Annotated in this window: 15 protein-coding genes and 2 riboswitches; of the genes, 1 reads left to right on the plus strand and 14 read right to left on the minus strand. The window is 46.0% G+C overall.

The features are described from left to right. Positions 1 to 89: 89 nt before the first annotated feature. A riboswitch (cobalamin riboswitch) is annotated at positions 90 to 303 on the minus strand. From ACQCN2_RS06170 to ACQCN2_RS06210, 9 genes are all read right to left on the minus strand, one after another. Further along, a complete protein-coding gene (locus ACQCN2_RS06170; protein ID WP_426928016.1) occupies positions 298 to 948 on the minus strand; it encodes a histidine phosphatase family protein in 651 nt (216 codons plus the stop codon). Its footprint overlaps the riboswitch before it by 6 nt. Beyond that, the gene (locus ACQCN2_RS06175) at positions 945 to 1,682 is read right to left on the minus strand and encodes an adenosylcobinamide amidohydrolase (RefSeq protein WP_426928017.1); all 738 of its coding nucleotides are present in this window, start codon (positions 1,680 to 1,682) and stop codon (positions 945 to 947) included. Before ACQCN2_RS06175 ends, ACQCN2_RS06170 begins: the two co-directional genes overlap by 4 nt. A 41-nt stretch (positions 1,683 to 1,723) precedes the next feature. Then, positions 1,724 to 2,266, minus strand: a complete 543-nt coding sequence (gene cobO / locus ACQCN2_RS06180) for a cob(I)yrinic acid a,c-diamide adenosyltransferase (RefSeq protein WP_426928018.1) — start codon at positions 2,264 to 2,266, stop codon at positions 1,724 to 1,726. 139 nt (positions 2,267 to 2,405) lie between these two features. Further along, positions 2,406 to 2,606: riboswitch (cobalamin riboswitch) on the minus strand. Positions 2,607 to 2,713: 107 nt separating this feature from the next. Next, complete coding sequence (locus tag ACQCN2_RS06185) at positions 2,714 to 3,298, minus strand: HAD family hydrolase (protein WP_426928019.1); 585 nt, start codon at positions 3,296 to 3,298, stop codon at positions 2,714 to 2,716. 150 nt (positions 3,299 to 3,448) lie between these two features. After that, positions 3,449 to 3,988: a C40 family peptidase gene (locus ACQCN2_RS06190; protein ID WP_426928020.1), complete on the minus strand. Its 540-nt coding sequence runs from the start codon at positions 3,986 to 3,988 to the stop codon at positions 3,449 to 3,451. Between the two features lie 396 nt (positions 3,989 to 4,384). Then, positions 4,385 to 5,812 carry a HAMP domain-containing sensor histidine kinase gene (locus tag ACQCN2_RS06195; protein WP_426928021.1) on the minus strand — a complete coding sequence of 476 codons (1,428 nt, stop codon included), beginning with the start codon at positions 5,810 to 5,812 and terminating at the stop codon, positions 4,385 to 4,387. Then, the gene (locus ACQCN2_RS06200; RefSeq protein ID WP_426928022.1) at positions 5,809 to 6,489 is read right to left on the minus strand and encodes a response regulator transcription factor; all 681 of its coding nucleotides are present in this window, start codon (positions 6,487 to 6,489) and stop codon (positions 5,809 to 5,811) included. The genes ACQCN2_RS06195 and ACQCN2_RS06200 overlap by 4 nt, the downstream gene beginning before the upstream one ends. A 98-nt stretch (positions 6,490 to 6,587) precedes the next feature. Further along, positions 6,588 to 7,895 carry a ribonuclease H-like domain-containing protein gene (locus ACQCN2_RS06205; RefSeq protein WP_426928023.1) on the minus strand — a complete coding sequence of 436 codons (1,308 nt, stop codon included), beginning with the start codon at positions 7,893 to 7,895 and terminating at the stop codon, positions 6,588 to 6,590. Then, positions 7,885 to 10,167, minus strand: a complete 2,283-nt coding sequence (locus ACQCN2_RS06210; protein WP_426928024.1) for a DEAD/DEAH box helicase — start codon at positions 10,165 to 10,167, stop codon at positions 7,885 to 7,887. Before ACQCN2_RS06210 ends, ACQCN2_RS06205 begins: the two co-directional genes overlap by 11 nt. Before the next feature lie 142 nt (positions 10,168 to 10,309). On the opposite strand from ACQCN2_RS06210, the gene ACQCN2_RS06215 reads away from it, so the two are divergent. Further along, positions 10,310 to 10,873: a hypothetical protein gene (locus ACQCN2_RS06215; protein WP_426928025.1), complete on the plus strand. Its 564-nt coding sequence runs from the start codon at positions 10,310 to 10,312 to the stop codon at positions 10,871 to 10,873. Positions 10,874 to 10,879: 6 nt separating this feature from the next. Here ACQCN2_RS06215 and ACQCN2_RS06220 read toward each other — a convergent pair whose 3' ends face one another. The 5 genes from ACQCN2_RS06220 to ACQCN2_RS06240 all read right to left on the minus strand — a co-directional run bounded on the left by ACQCN2_RS06220 (position 10,880) and on the right by ACQCN2_RS06240 (position 15,969). Continuing rightward, positions 10,880 to 11,449 carry a GNAT family N-acetyltransferase gene (locus tag ACQCN2_RS06220; RefSeq protein ID WP_426928184.1) on the minus strand — a complete coding sequence of 190 codons (570 nt, stop codon included), beginning with the start codon at positions 11,447 to 11,449 and terminating at the stop codon, positions 10,880 to 10,882. 158 nt (positions 11,450 to 11,607) lie between these two features. Then, positions 11,608 to 13,185 (minus strand): hypothetical protein, encoded by a 1,578-nt coding sequence (locus ACQCN2_RS06225; RefSeq protein WP_426928026.1) that lies wholly within the window; start codon positions 13,183 to 13,185, stop codon positions 11,608 to 11,610. Further along, complete coding sequence (locus ACQCN2_RS06230; protein WP_426928185.1) at positions 13,169 to 13,684, minus strand: RNA polymerase sigma factor; 516 nt, start codon at positions 13,682 to 13,684, stop codon at positions 13,169 to 13,171. Before ACQCN2_RS06230 ends, ACQCN2_RS06225 begins: the two co-directional genes overlap by 17 nt. 68 nt (positions 13,685 to 13,752) lie before the next feature. Beyond that, positions 13,753 to 14,907, minus strand: a complete 1,155-nt coding sequence (locus tag ACQCN2_RS06235) for a hypothetical protein (RefSeq protein WP_426928027.1) — start codon at positions 14,905 to 14,907, stop codon at positions 13,753 to 13,755. 27 nt (positions 14,908 to 14,934) lie between these two features. Then, on the minus strand, positions 14,935 to 15,969 hold the full coding sequence (locus tag ACQCN2_RS06240; RefSeq protein ID WP_426928028.1) for a hypothetical protein: 1,035 nt from the start codon (positions 15,967 to 15,969) through the stop codon (positions 14,935 to 14,937). Between the last annotated feature and the right edge of the window lie 185 nt (positions 15,970 to 16,154).

Genomic DNA, 16,154 nt, shown 5'->3' on the forward strand with positions numbered 1-16,154 from the left:
TGTGGTTAGAATTGCCCCAAACTTCCCGTCTAAGCGTATGGAAGAATTGCGCAAACGTTCTAACACCCCCCTATATCCTCGTAGGTTGTCATGTGTTATGGACGTAGGCAGGTCTCCTGGCTTATGGGATCCATCAGAACACCTTCCCAGGGATTTACCCCAGTGGCTCTATCGTTCCAATATTGCTTGCGTCATCAGCAAGCTCCCATCACAGTGGCGGGACCGCGCCGGATTTGCACCGGACTTCCCTTTTAAGCTGTGGAATCATTCGATTCTTTCAGCACCTAATTCCGTGTTTTATGAAGTTGTCAAAAGTTGAATCTCTCGTTTATTTATCCATAACTCGACGAATCCGGCATTATGTAGAATTCCTGCATCCTGGCCGAACATTCTCGACAGACGCTTGATGATGCTGCCATGGGTTACGATCAGAATGTGTCCATCCAGATTCGTTTGATTGGATGTCTCTAGAATCCGTTGCAGTCCTCTGGTAATGCGAAGACTGATTTCATCGATGGATTCGAATGGAGGGCGGCTAAGCTCGCTCCTTTGTTGGATGTTCGTTTGTTGACGCTCAATCTGAAAGCTATGAAGGATTTCTTCGAAGTCGTCGATCTGGTACAGCTGTTGAATCTCGTGGACTGTCATTCCTTCCAAGCTCCCAAATGACCGCTCTCGCCAATCAGCACCCTCGATCAACGGGACGTGCAAAAGCTCCTGGCAAATCAAGGCTGATTCCTTTGCCCTCCTCAGCGGACTCGTAATAATTTGCGAGATGGAATAGGGAGCTGCATCAATGAATTTTTGTGCCGTTTCCCTTACCTGGACTCTTCCCAGATCATTCAGAGGGATATCCTGCGTTCCTTGTACTCGCTTCTCTTTGTTCCAATCGGTCTCTCCGTGCCTCATGAGGATTACGCGAATCATCTGGTCATCTCGTCTGTTCACCAGCCATCCATCCTTTGTTCATACATTCCCTCATTTTGAGTTGATACGGCTTCATAAACGGATTGATAAACGAGCCGACCAATCGCATTGCCTAGTGTTGTCGCGGTTCCCGCAAAAGCGTGCTGCCCTGAATAGAGTTCACTTTGACTAGCCGCCAAGACGATCGCATCACTGGTTGTCCCTGTAGCAATCCCTCCATAGCGGTCCGCAATCTGCAACTCTTGTAAAGCCGCGCATTTGGCTTCCGTTGCCGTCATCAATCCATTCAGCATGGCGGAGGGTGTCAAGTTCCCGTCAATCATCACAAAAATATTAATCGTTCCCATCTGATAAGCCGGAAATGTTGGTCTCATTTGACCTGCGCGAGCACTGTTCCCTGTTCCCGCTGTCGCACAAGTCAAGATGCGAAACTGATCCCCTATTTCAGCAAAAAATGCTGCATGTGTCAGCTTCGCCGCAGTTAACAAGCCAACCGAGCTCTCCACTGGATAGCCCCACTTGATGATTTGGCGGCTCATCATTTCTTCAGGAGCTTCACAGTGATAATCCAGTGGAACACTGCCATTGATGAAGTGGGTAGCGTACTCTGTTCCTCCACGCCAGAGAGCGCTGCTTACCGTGAGAAGCGGCTGTTTACTGTAAAGCAACAGATGATCGCCCTTGTAACTGCAAACAAGCTCTGGCCAAATCTCTTGCTGAAAGGATGTTTGTAAGTCTCGAAAAGGCTGCGTCATGCTTCACATCCCCCTTCCTGCCTAAAAGCACGCTGGGCTCATCAGAATTCAATCCCCCGAACGGCAGGAATGCCTTCATCGTAATAATGCTTAATTGGTTTCATCTCCGTTACCAGATCCGCTAACTCAATCACTGCTGGATGTGCGCTGCGACCTGTTATCACCAGATGCAGATTTTTGGGGCGTGTGCGAATCATCTCCACCACATCGTCAAGCGGAAGCACGTCACTTATCGGAAATCGTTCAATAGCCAGCGCGTTATTCAACTCGTCCAGAATGATCACGTCGTATTCACCGCTGGACACCTTTTCACGCGTAAGCTTCCACGCTTGTTGGAGCGCATCCCGATGCTCCTGCGGTGTTTTTGTCCAGGTAAACCCTACGCCAGTCTGGATCATTTCAACACCGAGTCGTTCCAGAGTGTTTTTCTCACCATAGGATCGTTCCGGCGATTTAATGAACTGGATCATTAACACCCGCAGCCCTTGCCCAACCGCCCGCAAGACCAATCCCAAGGAAGCTGTGGTTTTTCCTTTTCCATCACCCGTATACACAAGGCACAAGCCCGGTTGGTTGCGTACCATCGTCTCACTCCTTTTCTTAAACGAGTCCTCTTGAAAATTTCATCGAATAAAAAAACGCTTTGTCCCCCAGTCGGAAACAAAGCGTTAGCAGTACAATTGTTCGGTTACCGCTGACCCTTTCCTTTGACCCGAAGGAAATCTAGTCGTTAACAAACAGGCAGGTCTCCTGGCTCAAGGATCTTTGTTTGACTTCTCCTTCCCGTCAAGAACTGACAGTGGATGGCAGAATGCAGTGAAGACAAACTCCCCTTATACAGTGGCGGGACCGCGTTGGTTTTGCACCAATCTTCCCTTTTAACCTCACCCTTTAGAAGTGAGGACCCGATTGCGTTGGATATAGAGTTGTGGTGTAATAAACCTTGTCTTAATAATAACAGAGAATGGTAAGGATTCAAGCAGAATTGATCATTTAGTCATTTTGGACCAGATTTATCTTTTCACACGTTGCTATTGTTCCTTAAGCATCCTCGTTACGTCTTCGATCCACTTCCCCGCCTCATCAGCCATCAGAGTTTTCCACCCGAGCTGAGCGGCTTGCCGCAAATTCATCTTCTGATCATCAACGAATAAGACGAAATGACGACCATTTAGTCGTTTTTGTGCTTGCGCATAGATAGCAGAATGCGGCTTGAAGTATCCAACCTCACTGGATACCGTGAAACTTTTCACATACTTTGCTATTGGCTTTAATGCTGGAGTAATCCATTCGATCCGGTGGTTGCTTAGAATGTGAATGTCTGATCGTTCACTCCAGTCTGGCAGACGTTCCATGGCTGGTAAAGGTTTCAGCTGTTTGTGCAATAAAGAGCGCGCGTGTTCACGATCAATGGAAGGAAAATGGCGGCAAAGCCAAATCCAGAATTCCTTTTCCGTGACGCTGCCCGACCATAATGCCTTACTCATCTCTTGCTTGTATCTTGATCGTAGTTGCTCATATGGAACATTGGCATGTATCGCAAGCTCCTCCCAGAATGGAGAAAGATTGGTAAGCAGTACCCCGCCAACATCGAGGATTAATTGTGGTCGATCCATCGATTCGTCTCCTCCTCTATGTGAATCCACTTCTTATACTTATCGCTGCTTCAACTCGATTACCCTATCATACTACCACACTTCTTGACCTTGGCGTCCAAACCAAAAACGAGTGATCGTCTGACCGATCACTCGTCTGTAGCTCATTCTCTATCCATTCAATACGCGTCTAGCAGTCACGAAGTGGTCACTCCACCAGCCGCTACCCATGTTGCTAAATCTTACTCCACCCTTCCCAAAAGTATGGAGAACGACATTATTTCCGGCATAGATTCCAACATGTCCAATACGTTTAATCGAGTTAGCTGGATACTTCATCGTAGCTGGGGTAGAGAAGAACACAAGGTCCCCTACTTGCAAATTATCGCGTGAAACATAGGTGCCTTTTGCCGCTTGAGAGCGAGCGCCACCTTTTCCAATATTAACTCCTGCTCCTTCTAAGAAGGCCCAATACGTAAACTCAGAACAGTCCATTGTACTCTTATCCGCACGTGATGAAGCATATTGGTACGGGGTTCCGAGATATTTTTCTCCGGCTTGGATGACTTGTGCGCCTACACCGCTGGTTGATTGAATAGGAGCAGTAGCCGCGGAGCTAGTTGTTGCCGCATAAGCTTGACCACCTATTAATAATGTTGAACACATGATAGCCGCCATAGCGGACTTTACCTTCCACAAGTTCTTGTTCATATTCTTTCATCTCCTCGCTGTGTAGTTCGGTTGTTTGTTCCTCACAAGCAACATGATAGAGATGAAATCTGAGAGACTCCGAAAGGTTTTATAAGAAGTTGATGAGAAAACCGTAATAGTTCTGTGATACTAAAGAAAAGACTTCGTCACTTTTCGTTCTGTGGAAGTTCGCAGAGAAGATAGTGAAGTCCGTTCTTTCACTTGGTATCACTTCCAAGGAGACTGTGTTTCGCCCCCCCGATGAGAGGGGGCAAGCCGACAAAATCTTTTCTTGATGGGCTTACGCGTATGGAAGGAATGTTTATTTGCTTTACTCTATTAAAACAATTAAACATTCCGCTAATAAGAAAAAACCGTACAACTCCTCTGCACGGTTCTTCAAGACTAATCCTGTCATTATACAAGTAACGGAAAAGTGAGAATCATACTGGTTCCCTTTCCCTCGTGGCTTTTAGCGGAGATTGTGCCATGGTAGCTTGTTACCAAGCGTTGGGCAATCGACAGGCCCAGTCCAATCCCGCTCGAATCGCGATTCCGAGCTTTATTCGCCCGAAAAAACCTTTGAAAAATAAACGGCAACTCTTTTGGAGGAATCCCTTGACCATAATCTTTAATGATCATGACCAGATGGTTCCCTCGTCTTTCGCTCTTCATGTCGATTGTTTTGCTTTGGCCCGAATATTTAATCGCATTGTCAAGTAAAATCAGCAGAATTTGTTCCAGATGATTGGGTTTGATTCGAATGAGTAGACCTTCACTATCCTTTAAATCTTTCGTAATCGTGAACTCCGGATGCAAGAGACTCATGTTCAAGACTAATTTTTCGATAATTGGTGTTGGGTTCACTGGCTGTGCGTCGCTGAAGGTTGTTGGTTTCTCGGAACGGCTAAGTTCCAAAAGCTCCAAAACAATCAGTTTAAGCCTCTTGGTCTCTTCCAGCGCCATAGTCAAGGATTCACTCAAGATTACTGGATCTTCTTTTCCCCACCGGTTTAAAAGTGACAAATGCCCTTCAATGATGGCAATCGGTGTGCGTAGTTCGTGGGAAGCGTCTTCGACAAACTGCTTTTGCTGTTGAAAGGAATGTTCCAAACGATCCATCATCTCGTTGAATATCGAGGCAAGTTCACTAATTTCATCTCGATTTGCAAAAAAATTGACCCGAAGCGCCAAACCCTCATCTCGTTTGTTGCGAATTTCACGCATGGTTTCCGTCATCATTTTGATTGGTCTTAACAGCTGCCGAGAAATCACGTAACCGCCCACTCCACTGATCAAGACAGAACCAATGCCTGCAACCAGCAACAAATACATGATGATCCGGTTCAACTCATCAAACTCTTCCATACTGCGTGAAATCTCTACCGTACCCCTAAACCTGCCGACAGCGATGGGATTGCGAACCACCAGAAGATGCTGCGAATCATAGTGGAAACTACCTGTTTCCAAATGTGTGACGGCTCGAGGCTTGACTACTTCCGGTTCTATCAGATTTGAAATCTGAACCAGTGCAGCTCCATTTTCATCTAATATGCGGACCATCTGATGCTTATGGTTAAGGGTTGTGAGAAAATCCTTGCTTTTGGCAAGCTCTGTTAAAAATGGTTGATCGGTGTCCTTAAAATACGCCTTCACCTCATTGCTCGTCTGAACCACACGATTGACCTCTTGATTGTATAACCATCCATTAATCACAACGTACTGAAGCGTGTTGTAGCCGATGAAACAGAACAACAGAAACGCGGACGACCAAATCGTCAACTTCCAAGAGATTGGGAGTCTCTCAAGGGACGGTATATACTGTGGCGTAGAATATCGTTTCATTCCCTCATCACATAGCCAATTCCGCGAACGGTCTGAATGTGTCCGTCTTCTACTGGAGACTTTAGTTTATTGCGCAAGTAACGGATGTAGACGTCCACAATGTTGGTTTCGACTGTCGTATCATATCCCCACACTTGCTCCAGCAGCACCTCTCGCGACAACACCCGATTCACATTATTCATCAAAGCGTACAACAACTCATACTCCGTTTTGGTCAACTCAACTGGTTCGTCATCCACTGTTACGATACGTGATTCCGGATCCAGGACCACATTTTTAAACTTCATGAGCTGGGCAACTGATTGCTCCTCAAGATTTTCCGTTCTTCTCAGGATCGAACGTATACGCGCCAGTAGCTCTTCAATGGCAAAAGGCTTGGGGATATAATCATCTGCGCCACTATCCAGTCCTGACACCCGGTCAATGACGCTGTCTCGCGCCGTTAAAATGATGATCGGCGTTTGTTTCACACTCCGAATCCGGCGGCATATCTCAAAGCCGTTGAGGTTAGGCAACATGACGTCAAGGATGATTAGTTCCCACTCTTCTTGCAAAGCCTTCTCCAATCCATCCCGACCCTCAGGCACGGTCGTGACCTGGAACCCATCATGCTGAAGTTCAAGCTCAATGAATCGCGCTAAATTTTTTTCATCTTCAATTAACAATATGGACTTCATTTCACGACCAACTCTTTTGTGTAATTTAGCGTTCACAACCCTTGATAGTTGTAACTTTTCCCATTAGACAAAAAGAAATACTTCCCAACTTCAGGCAGTCAGAAAGTAAGCTGATCATTTATCTTAGTATGGTTGATTTTCTTTTCCAGTCGTTCCAATCGTTTGCGGTATTCGGCAAGCTCATTATTTGCTTTTTTCCGAAGCAATTGTCCTTTTTTCTTGACGAGTTCCATACCCTTTAACGTGTAAGCTAGGGCCTTTTCATAATCCTTTAGTTGATGTTCATAGATTTTGGCCGCTTCGATATAAATCACATCGGGTAACTGGTGATTCTCCTCTATCGCTTCTTCCCAAAGACGCAAGGCTTCACGCCATTGATTCTGTTTTTTGTATAGAAGTCCCAAGGCTAGCTTGGCTTTGCCTCTCAGGAAATGATCGGTTCGGGCAACCCTATGGTATTTGTCCATGGCGATAGCTTCAGCGCCTACCGCTTCGAACCATCTCGCCAACTCAAAGCTCTCTATTACAGAAACCTCCTCATTTCCCTTACCGAGTAGCATATGAGAGATGTGAATATAAAGGGAAATCAGCGAAAGAACGTCCACCTCATTATGAATCAGTACCCCTTCTATAATGGACGGATCTTGATTGGCCAGAAAGTCAAAGTACAAAATAGGCGCCATATAACCCGGCACATCATGATCACGTACAATGCCCAGCTTAGCTTGCTCAATCAAGGAAAGACGGCAAGATTCCAGTTCACCCTTCCATAACCGTCTCGCTCCATGCAACAAATCGTAATGACCAAACGCAGGGAGTTCAGGAACGGAATGGCGAACCAAGGTATGCCTAGTTTTGACTTGTGGCCAGTCGAATGATTTCCCGTTAAAGGTAACTAAATCCTTACTGACCCGCACATCGTCAAGAAACGATTGATACAATACAGCCTCCGCATGCGGTTGGGCAAGGAAATGTTGACGGACAATCACTTCATTCTGTTCAAAGCGACTATACCCTAAGAGAAATATCGTATTTCCCGCTCCACCGTGTAATCCCGTCGTCTCCGTATCGAAGAATAACAGATTAGTCGCCTTCTTACCTGCTGTGGACAGTGGGTGTTCCAAGCCTGCCTTGTCCCAAGCATCGATTACCTCGCCCAGTTGCTCAAACGCATAACGTCCATGTCTAGTTGTGATCGGATAGCGAACCTCTCGCACCATGACATATTCGTCAGATGAACCATACGGAGTCGCATTCAGTTTGGACCATTCTTCAAGAAAAGGAATTTCTTGAACCGACGTCTCAGTTGTCTCTGCTGTCTCAGTCTCGTCCGCTTGATCGAACTGCCGCATATTCTCCAGGCTCATATGTCCCTTCATTCGTTGCAGCTTGTTTTTAAGAGACATAAGCTCCTCCACCTTGGGCAACCCGAAGTAAAGATAACGTCAATTCTTTCCCGTCCTCTTCAATCGTTCCTACACAAGAAGGACAACCCGAACCACAAGGGCATGAACAGATCAAATTCTCGGCTTGATTCAGAATCGTGTTCATTTCCTGATACACTTGTTCGCTCAGTCCGATCCCGCCAGGATAACGGTCATAGAAGAAGATCGTCGGCTGACCCGAATGAACGGCCTTCCGCTGGGCGATGACATGCAGATCGGCAGGGTCACACATAACGAACAACGGAGCTACGTGCTGCAAGACATGCGCAAGGCCGATGAGACCACGCTCAACCTCTTCTTTTCCCATCGATTGAAGCGAGCTCTCGGCAAAATGAATCCAGGCCGCATTCGTGTGCAATTCCTCCTCAGGTAGGTGGATGGGGCCAGAGCCAATGTTTTCGTGCGTTTCGAATTTTATCTTTTTAAAAATCGTCGCCATGGCATGTACCGAGACTTCTCCATAGGCAAATTCCGTCCCCTGAACGGCTTTGGATTGATCCTCTTCCAGCACCTTCAGCTGAACGGCAAGGTTCGCGTCCGTGTAATAATCGACCTGAACCTCTCGTACATACGCTTTTTTCTCTTCATAATCCAGCTTTTCCACCTGGAATTGAGTTCCTTGGTGCAAATAAATGGCTTCCTCATGCAACAAGGTAAGTGAACTGAATCGATCCATCTCGCCAATCACGCGCTCGTTTCCACGCTCCGTAATGTCGATAATCACAACATTTTCCTGAGACGCGGAGCGCAAGCTGATGTTATGAGCAGGGAATGAATCGTTCATCCAGAACCACTTGCCCTTGGAATAATGAAGAACCTGCTCTTCCGTTAAGAATTCCAGGATTTCCGTGATCTCCACTTGCCCGAATTGATCCCCCTTCGCAAAGGGCAATTCATACGCCGCACACTTCAAATGATCCACAAGAATAATCAGATTATCCTGGTTGATGCGCGCCGATTCCGGGCTGCGGTTAAAGAAATACTCGGGATGTGAAATCACATACTGATCAATCGGGGTAGAGCTGCCGACCAATACGACCGCAGACTCCCCATGCCGTCTTCCAGCCCGTCCCGCTTGCTGCCAGGTACTCGCCACCGACCCAGGATACCCCGTAATAACACAAGCCTGTAGCTGTCCGATATCTACACCTAATTCAAGCGCATTCGTACTGACTACGCCCATAATGTCGCCCTGACGCAACCCCCGCTCAATTTCTCTGCGTTGACTTGGCAGATACCCCCCTCGGTACCCTTGAATCGTTTTGGGTCCAAGTTTGTGCCGTATCAATTCTTGCAAGTACTTCAGCAATATCTCCACCCGCACCCTGCTACGAGCAAAAAGAATCGTCTGAATGCCGTTCGCGAGAAACTTCTCCGTAATATCGCGGGCTTCCAGTGTAGCACTCCGCCGAATATTCAATTGCTGATTAACTACCGGAGGGTTATAAAACAAGAAGTGTTTCTTGCCGGATGGAGCCCCGTTGTTATCGACCAGCTCCATCGGTTCCTCGGTAAGCTTTTGAGCAAGCTCCTTGGGGTTGGCAATGGTTGCGGACGTGCAGATAAACTGTGGGTTGGTGCCATAATAGTTGCAAATACGTTTTAACCTGCGAATGACATTGGCGACATGGCTACCAAACACTCCGCGATATGTATGAAGCTCATCAATGACGATAAATTGCAGATGTTCAAAAAAAGATACCCACTTCGTATGGTGCGGCAAAATAGCTGAATGGAGCATATCCGGATTGGTAATGACGATATTGCCCGCCTTGCGAACCATTTGACGAATATTGGCTGGCGTGTCCCCATCATAGGTTTCGGATTTGATCGACAATCCCATTTCATTCACCAATTCGTGCAATTCGCTCTTCTGATCCTGCGCCAATGCTTTGGTCGGAAACAAATAGAGCGCGCGAGCTTGCGGATTCTCCGTCAAAGTTTGTAGGATCGGCAAGTGGTAGCACATGCTTTTACCAGATGCGGTTGGGGTTACGGCTACGATATTCTTGCCTTCACGGATCAATCGATATGCCGTTTCCTGATGGGTATATAAAGAAGGAATCCCCCTGTTGGCTAGAGTCTTGCGAATCCGTTCGTCCATCTGCTGTGGAAACGGAACCGATTGCGCCTCTCGAGGGGGAATGGTCATCCAATGGCTAATATTCTTCATAAAGCGCTTGTCTTCGCGCAGTTGTTCCAGTATTTCTCCAAGTGATTGTTTCAATTGCATGCGATCACCCTCTCCCTTCTATTGTACGAATGGGCGTTCGCTTTGTAAATGTGTTTGTGTTTCGGCTTACCACCTGTTTCTCGTATCATTAAGCGGAACTGTTGCTAAACTAATGAAACCAATAAGATGTGGGGTGACGATAATGATTAAGTTGAGCTTCTTCACCATAACTTTCGTGCTATTCCATTTTTTAGCTTCATCCGGTCTAGTGGTGTTTGCCGAAGCACGAGATAAAACAGTGACAGCAGAAGTAGAATTTCGGGTCATAGGGGCACAAGAAAATCAGATAGGTGCGATGGTTCCCAATGCACGAATATTAATTGTAGACAACAAAGGAAATTTACTACGTTCTGGGTTAACAAATAAGGATGGAATATGGCGAGTGCTGATCACTACTGAGATTGACCCTCGATTTACAATGGTAGAGAAAATGAGTACGGTAACAGCCATAACGATTGCGAATGGTTTTAATGAAGCCATTATTTTCGATGTCCCTGTAAAAAGTGATGCTGTTCAAGTGATCGTATTAAGCCCTCTAAAAAGGAACTCTCGAAATGAACCAACTTATTCACTGGGCATGCTCCATCGGCTGACTGTAATTCCTTTGATTGATACCTACGCGAAACAGGCTGGGCTTATTAGAGTGAATTCAATTGAAGGAGATCCAGATTCGCCGCATTGGAGTCCTACCTTTGGAAAACCATAATTGGTTTTATTTATCCCCCCGATTTTTATGATAAATCAAGAAGTCCGTCCATTTATCATTTTCATAGCTAAACGCTTTTCTTTCGCATTCAAAGTTGAATCCAGCTTTTTCAGCAAGTAGAATCGAGGGATGATTGTCGGTATTAATATGCAATTCAATCCTGTGGAAATTAAAATCAGTGAAGAAACCTTCCGTTGCGGCAACTACGCTCTCTCTTCCATAACCCTTTCTCCAAAACTGGTTGTGAATCGAGTACCCCATCATGCCCCAATGGTAATCCATCCTGAGTATCGTAAAAACCTCAATCTTCCCGACGTTCACTCCATCGTCTTGGCGGAATATTCCAAGGTTATACATTTTATCTTCTTTTGCCGATTGGTTGTAACCATTGATCCGGTTGGTAAACCATTCTTCCGTATAGGTGAACATATTGGAAGGACGACCATCATCGTATTTATGCTGTGATGGCAATCGATGATCAAACTGTTGATACCAGTTGGGATAGTCCTCGTGGTTATAGGGGCGTAGGATTAATCGGTCAGTCTTTATCTCAAAGTTGATAAAGTCCAACTTGATCTCCCCCCAATTAAAGTAGTTTGTAACGATCGTATTGAGATGTTACCACACAGGTAAGCTATAACTAAAGAGAGACTCGGTTTTAAATAACCAAGCCTCTTTAGGTTCATGATTTTGGCATGAGCTCTCTGGTGGCTGTCCTTTTCTTCTCGGTATTTCTACCTTACGAGTTCGCCTGTTAGAGCATCAACAAAATAGAGCGGTTCATCATGATAATAGATGTGATAAACCAGACGAGGCTCAGCTTTTTCGGAACCAGGCCTTTGTTTGTAGATGTATGCAAGCTGAAGTGGTCTGCTCGCAAGATATCGGGCGATCGCTTTATCTACCGACATAGCCTTGCTTCGATCCGGTAAAGCTTGCGCTACCTCCCGTGTTAGAGTGGAATTCAACCCTACGAGCTTCTTCTTCTTAACATCGAAATGTACCGCGTAACTGTGATCAATCACCGGAAGTCCCTGATAGGATTTATAAAACACATAGGTCTCTACATCCCCCGCTCTCTTCACTGTTCCAAGCAGTAACTCGGACGTATCAGGGGTTATATATGCTTGAAGTTGTCTTGCTACTTCTTTTACCTGTTCCTGATCAGGCCTGGACACCACATCTTCTTTCCCAGTGTATTGTCCGTTTTCATAATCAAGAACCTCACCTGTATCCTCCCTCACAGTCAACCGAACCGAATTCTGGTTGCCATTCTCCAGCACAAACTCGCGAACACCATCCCCCGCATGAACCCTGATTGGTGCATCGATGGATACACCCCATTCTTGTAATAAGGTCTTCGCTTCATCCTCAGTCCGAACGGTTAGCTTCTTCCCACCGGGTGTGACAGGAATCGGCGACATGTTAGCCAGGCTCCAATCTGGATGGTATCGGTAGGTTTTCCACACCTGTCCGTTTTCGGCATCGATATCGCCTGAAATAGGAAAAACGTATTGAAGTCGCCCTTCCCCCTCCGAATACACCAGCTGCGCATTCTGCCCAAAGATTTGGACTGCCTTGTTCTTCGGTATGGCTTTGGACGGATGCAGAAATGTCAAACCCGTCAGATCATTTGTCTGCACAGTACTTCGCTGCGGTTTCCCCGATTTGTCCAACGTTACCGAATAGCTGTCTGTAAGAATGGGGATATTGTTTACCATTCTATTCATCACGACGTAATCATTTTCGAGATTGGATAGCATTCGATTCACCTGATAATGAGTAGCATCTTCTCCTGCTACCTCCTGCAGATAAGTCATCGCCTGAGTGAATACAGGATAATCAGATGGTTGTACTTTTGATGAGACAATGACCGTTCGAGTGGAAGGTACTGACTTCTCAGTAGGTTTGCTGATCGCTTCTTCCGTAGTTTGACGCTCCTCTTTCTGTACAGAAGGCAACATTGGTTTCACGGGTTTCGTCTGCTCCAAACTTGGAACAGTCGGTTTTGGCAGTTGCTCCTGACTATTTGACAGTGGAATATGATAAGAAGATAACGGTGTCTTAGCTGGAGCAGGTTGTTCTTTTTGTATCTGACCTGCCATCATATACAAGCCAAAAGCAGAGGCCAACATTGCAGTTACCACACCTGTTTTCAAAGAGAAGGTGAGCAGTCTCTTGGATTTGCCTATTTGATTGGTCTCCTGATCCAGCACGTTTCGTAATCGCTCGACAAACTCCTCGCGCGGTGGCGAACTTTTTTGCAGTTTTCTCAGTCTGTTCAGAAGTTCATGTTCACTTTGCCAATCCACTATACAGCTCCCCCCTCACTGTTTTTGATAATTTCGTATGTAATAGCTTTAGCGCCCGATGCATGGTCGTTTTCACATTGGCCTCGGAACACCCCAGACTTTCTGCTGTTTCCCTTACGCTATACTCCTTGATTCCACGCAGGATGACAACCATCCGGTACCGAGGAGGAAGCGTCTGAATGGCAGCGATTAACTCCTGCTCCACTTCCTTGCTCTCGGCTTCCTTTTCCGGGTTCCCTTCAGTAGCCGTCATCATGAAGGATATCCAGTTACCAGAAAGAATTTGCTGCCATTTTCTTTTTCGATAATGATTCATCGCCGCATTCTTGGCGATGGCAAACAGCCAGGTTTTCACGTCGGACCGCGCTTCAAACCGATCCAGAGAGTGTATGACACGCACAAAAACCTCCTGCGTCAAATCTTCGGCGTCATTCTGGTTTCCGGTAAAATATAAAAGAAACTGGTACACGTCGTGGTGATGTCTCTCGTACATCCACATGACCTGCTGTTTTTGGTCGCCGTACACAGAGGCTCCTCCCCCTCCCTTGATGTCATTCGTGTGTCCGTCTATTTTTCTCTGGATATTATCACTTGGGCGATCTCACCGTTACCTGTGATTAGAATGATGATTTCTCCTTTATGGTCGGGGTATGAAAAGAAGACGCCCTTCAACCTTCCATTGTTCCAATCGTCCATTCGATTCACCTTGTAGTCTTTTGCCTTCTCACCTAACCATCCGTTCAGGAAATCGGTTGCCCTCTGTTTCGCCAATGCTTCGGTCGGTCCGGAGTTGCTCCTGATCTTGTAGATGAATTCGCTCATCTCACCCGTCTTCGCATCCAATTCTAGTTCCGCAGTCCCGTCAGCGAACCGTTCTTGCCCTTCCTTTTCCTTCCAATAAATTGTAAAGGTGTCATCCACATCGTTGTAAACCCTTTGTTCGATTGGCAGGCTTTTCAGGCTTGGGACTAACTCCAGCATCTTTTTGTAGGTAACTGCTGCTGACGTAGGAATCTCGTCGTTCGGCATCACTCTTTTATCCAGATCAGCAGCAAACCATTTGTCGAACACAACCGGCTTTGTAACGATTTCATAGCGATCAATTTCTCCGTGCGTGCCAAAGATAACCGTGGCATAGCGAGCCGTTTTTCCGTCACTTGCGATTGGTGCCCTAAAGTTTACTTTCGGTCCTAATTTTTTCCCTGGCTCATTCGGCTTTTCCTCTCTCCACACAGATACGCTCTCGTAGGAATTGGCATTCGCACCGTACAAGCTGTCAATGAGCTGCTTTGCCCTTTTTTTCGCCTGTTCGTCAGAAATCTCCTTGTCAGGTCCTTTTGGCAAAGCGTACATTTGGTCCCCCTCCGAGTCCTTGCCAATCGGCTCCCAGAAGGTAAAATCGCGCAGGTCGCCTGGATCCTTATTGAGGTTCATCCGTAAAACGGGAGTACCAGGTCCATTTATGCTCAATTCCACGGTAACGATGTTTTTGCGCACACCCTGCTCCACTTTTTTATGCTTGTACTGCTTTACTTTTGGAAAAAGAACAGCAATGTGCTGAGCGTACTGATCCGCTTTTTGGTTGATCGTTGTTTGGGACAAAAATTGCGGTTGTGCTGCCGCTGCCTTGGCGGTTGGCATGACCCCCGAGGTAGATGCAAAAAGTACAGCCACAGCTGTTGTAATCGCTCTCCATCTAGTTATTGTCTTTTGGGTATTCATCTCTCGCTCCTCCTATAACATTCCGGTTTACTGTACAATACCGTTTTCTTGAGTTACCCACATGGAGTAAAAAACTCCCTTGTCTGTCATCATTCCATGTAAAGTGGGGCTACCTTTCTTGGAAAAGACAAAGTAGTTCGGCGTTTGCATAACTCCCCGCTGCATGTCATAGCCTTTTAGGTCAATGTCAAGCATCTTTTTGGCTAATGGGGCTGCCACTGCGATTACTTTTTCCTTGGTATATCCACGGAACATCTCATCCTTGATTTCCGTTAAGCTTTTGAACTGGGAGATGAACTTCTGTTCTTCCTCACCATTTCTAAATCGAACAACCTTTCCCGTTTCCGCTCCGATTTCAATCGTACTGGTGTATTTTCCGCTTCCCAAAAACTCTAACTTCCACACATTCTTTTTCATGTTATCAATGTCACTGTAAACTCGATGTACATCTTTTAGCTGTGTTCCGATCTTCAAAGATTTACTGGCAATGTTTGAGGCAGCAACGATTTTGGGATCTACCTGCGAAACCGCCGTATTCATAACCGCGTGAATAAGCTGGTCGCCTTGAAACCATACTGAGCCGTCCGCTCCTTCTAATATGGTCATAACCTTTCCTTTATTCGGGCCATCTCCACGTAGATTTCTTACAGCGGTATCAAATGTAAGTGTACGAGCCGGGGCTAACATTTTTACAGCTTCCATCCCTTTGCTTTTCCATTTTGGTTCAAGCTCGTTATAGGGAAATTTGATTAGCGCTTTGTTCACGATTCCTGTGGCTTTTTCCACTTCAAACTGACTTTTCTCGTCCACGGACTTGATATACCACATATTCTCTGTTTCTCGCACCGCGCCTAACTCAATCTTGCTGTTAGGAGCTAGTTCCTGGATCTTGTGCTGGATCGCCACCGTAATCTTATTGTCCAACCCGATTAGTGTTGTTTTTTGTTGCAGATTCACAACTGTTGCAACCGGCTCCTGAGCCATACAGACTGGAGTTGCTACCAGAACGGTTAATACACCAAGCGTTGCTGCCCATTTATATATATTTTCATTTCGTTTCATATCGATTTCCTCCCAATCATTTTACATCATTTGGCTCATGAACCGTCTATTAGTAACTTGAGGAGGAAAAAGGTTACAAAAGTTTTTTAGAAAATGTACTAGAAAACAAAAAAGGACTTCAATCTTGAAATCCTTTGACTAAGAATATTGATTAAATCCATTTGGCAAACCAAGCGACATAGTCC

The sequence above is a fragment of the Brevibacillus ginsengisoli genome (genome assembly GCF_050113715.1).
Lineage (GTDB): Bacteria > Bacillota > Bacilli > Brevibacillales > Brevibacillaceae > Brevibacillus_H > Brevibacillus_H ginsengisoli.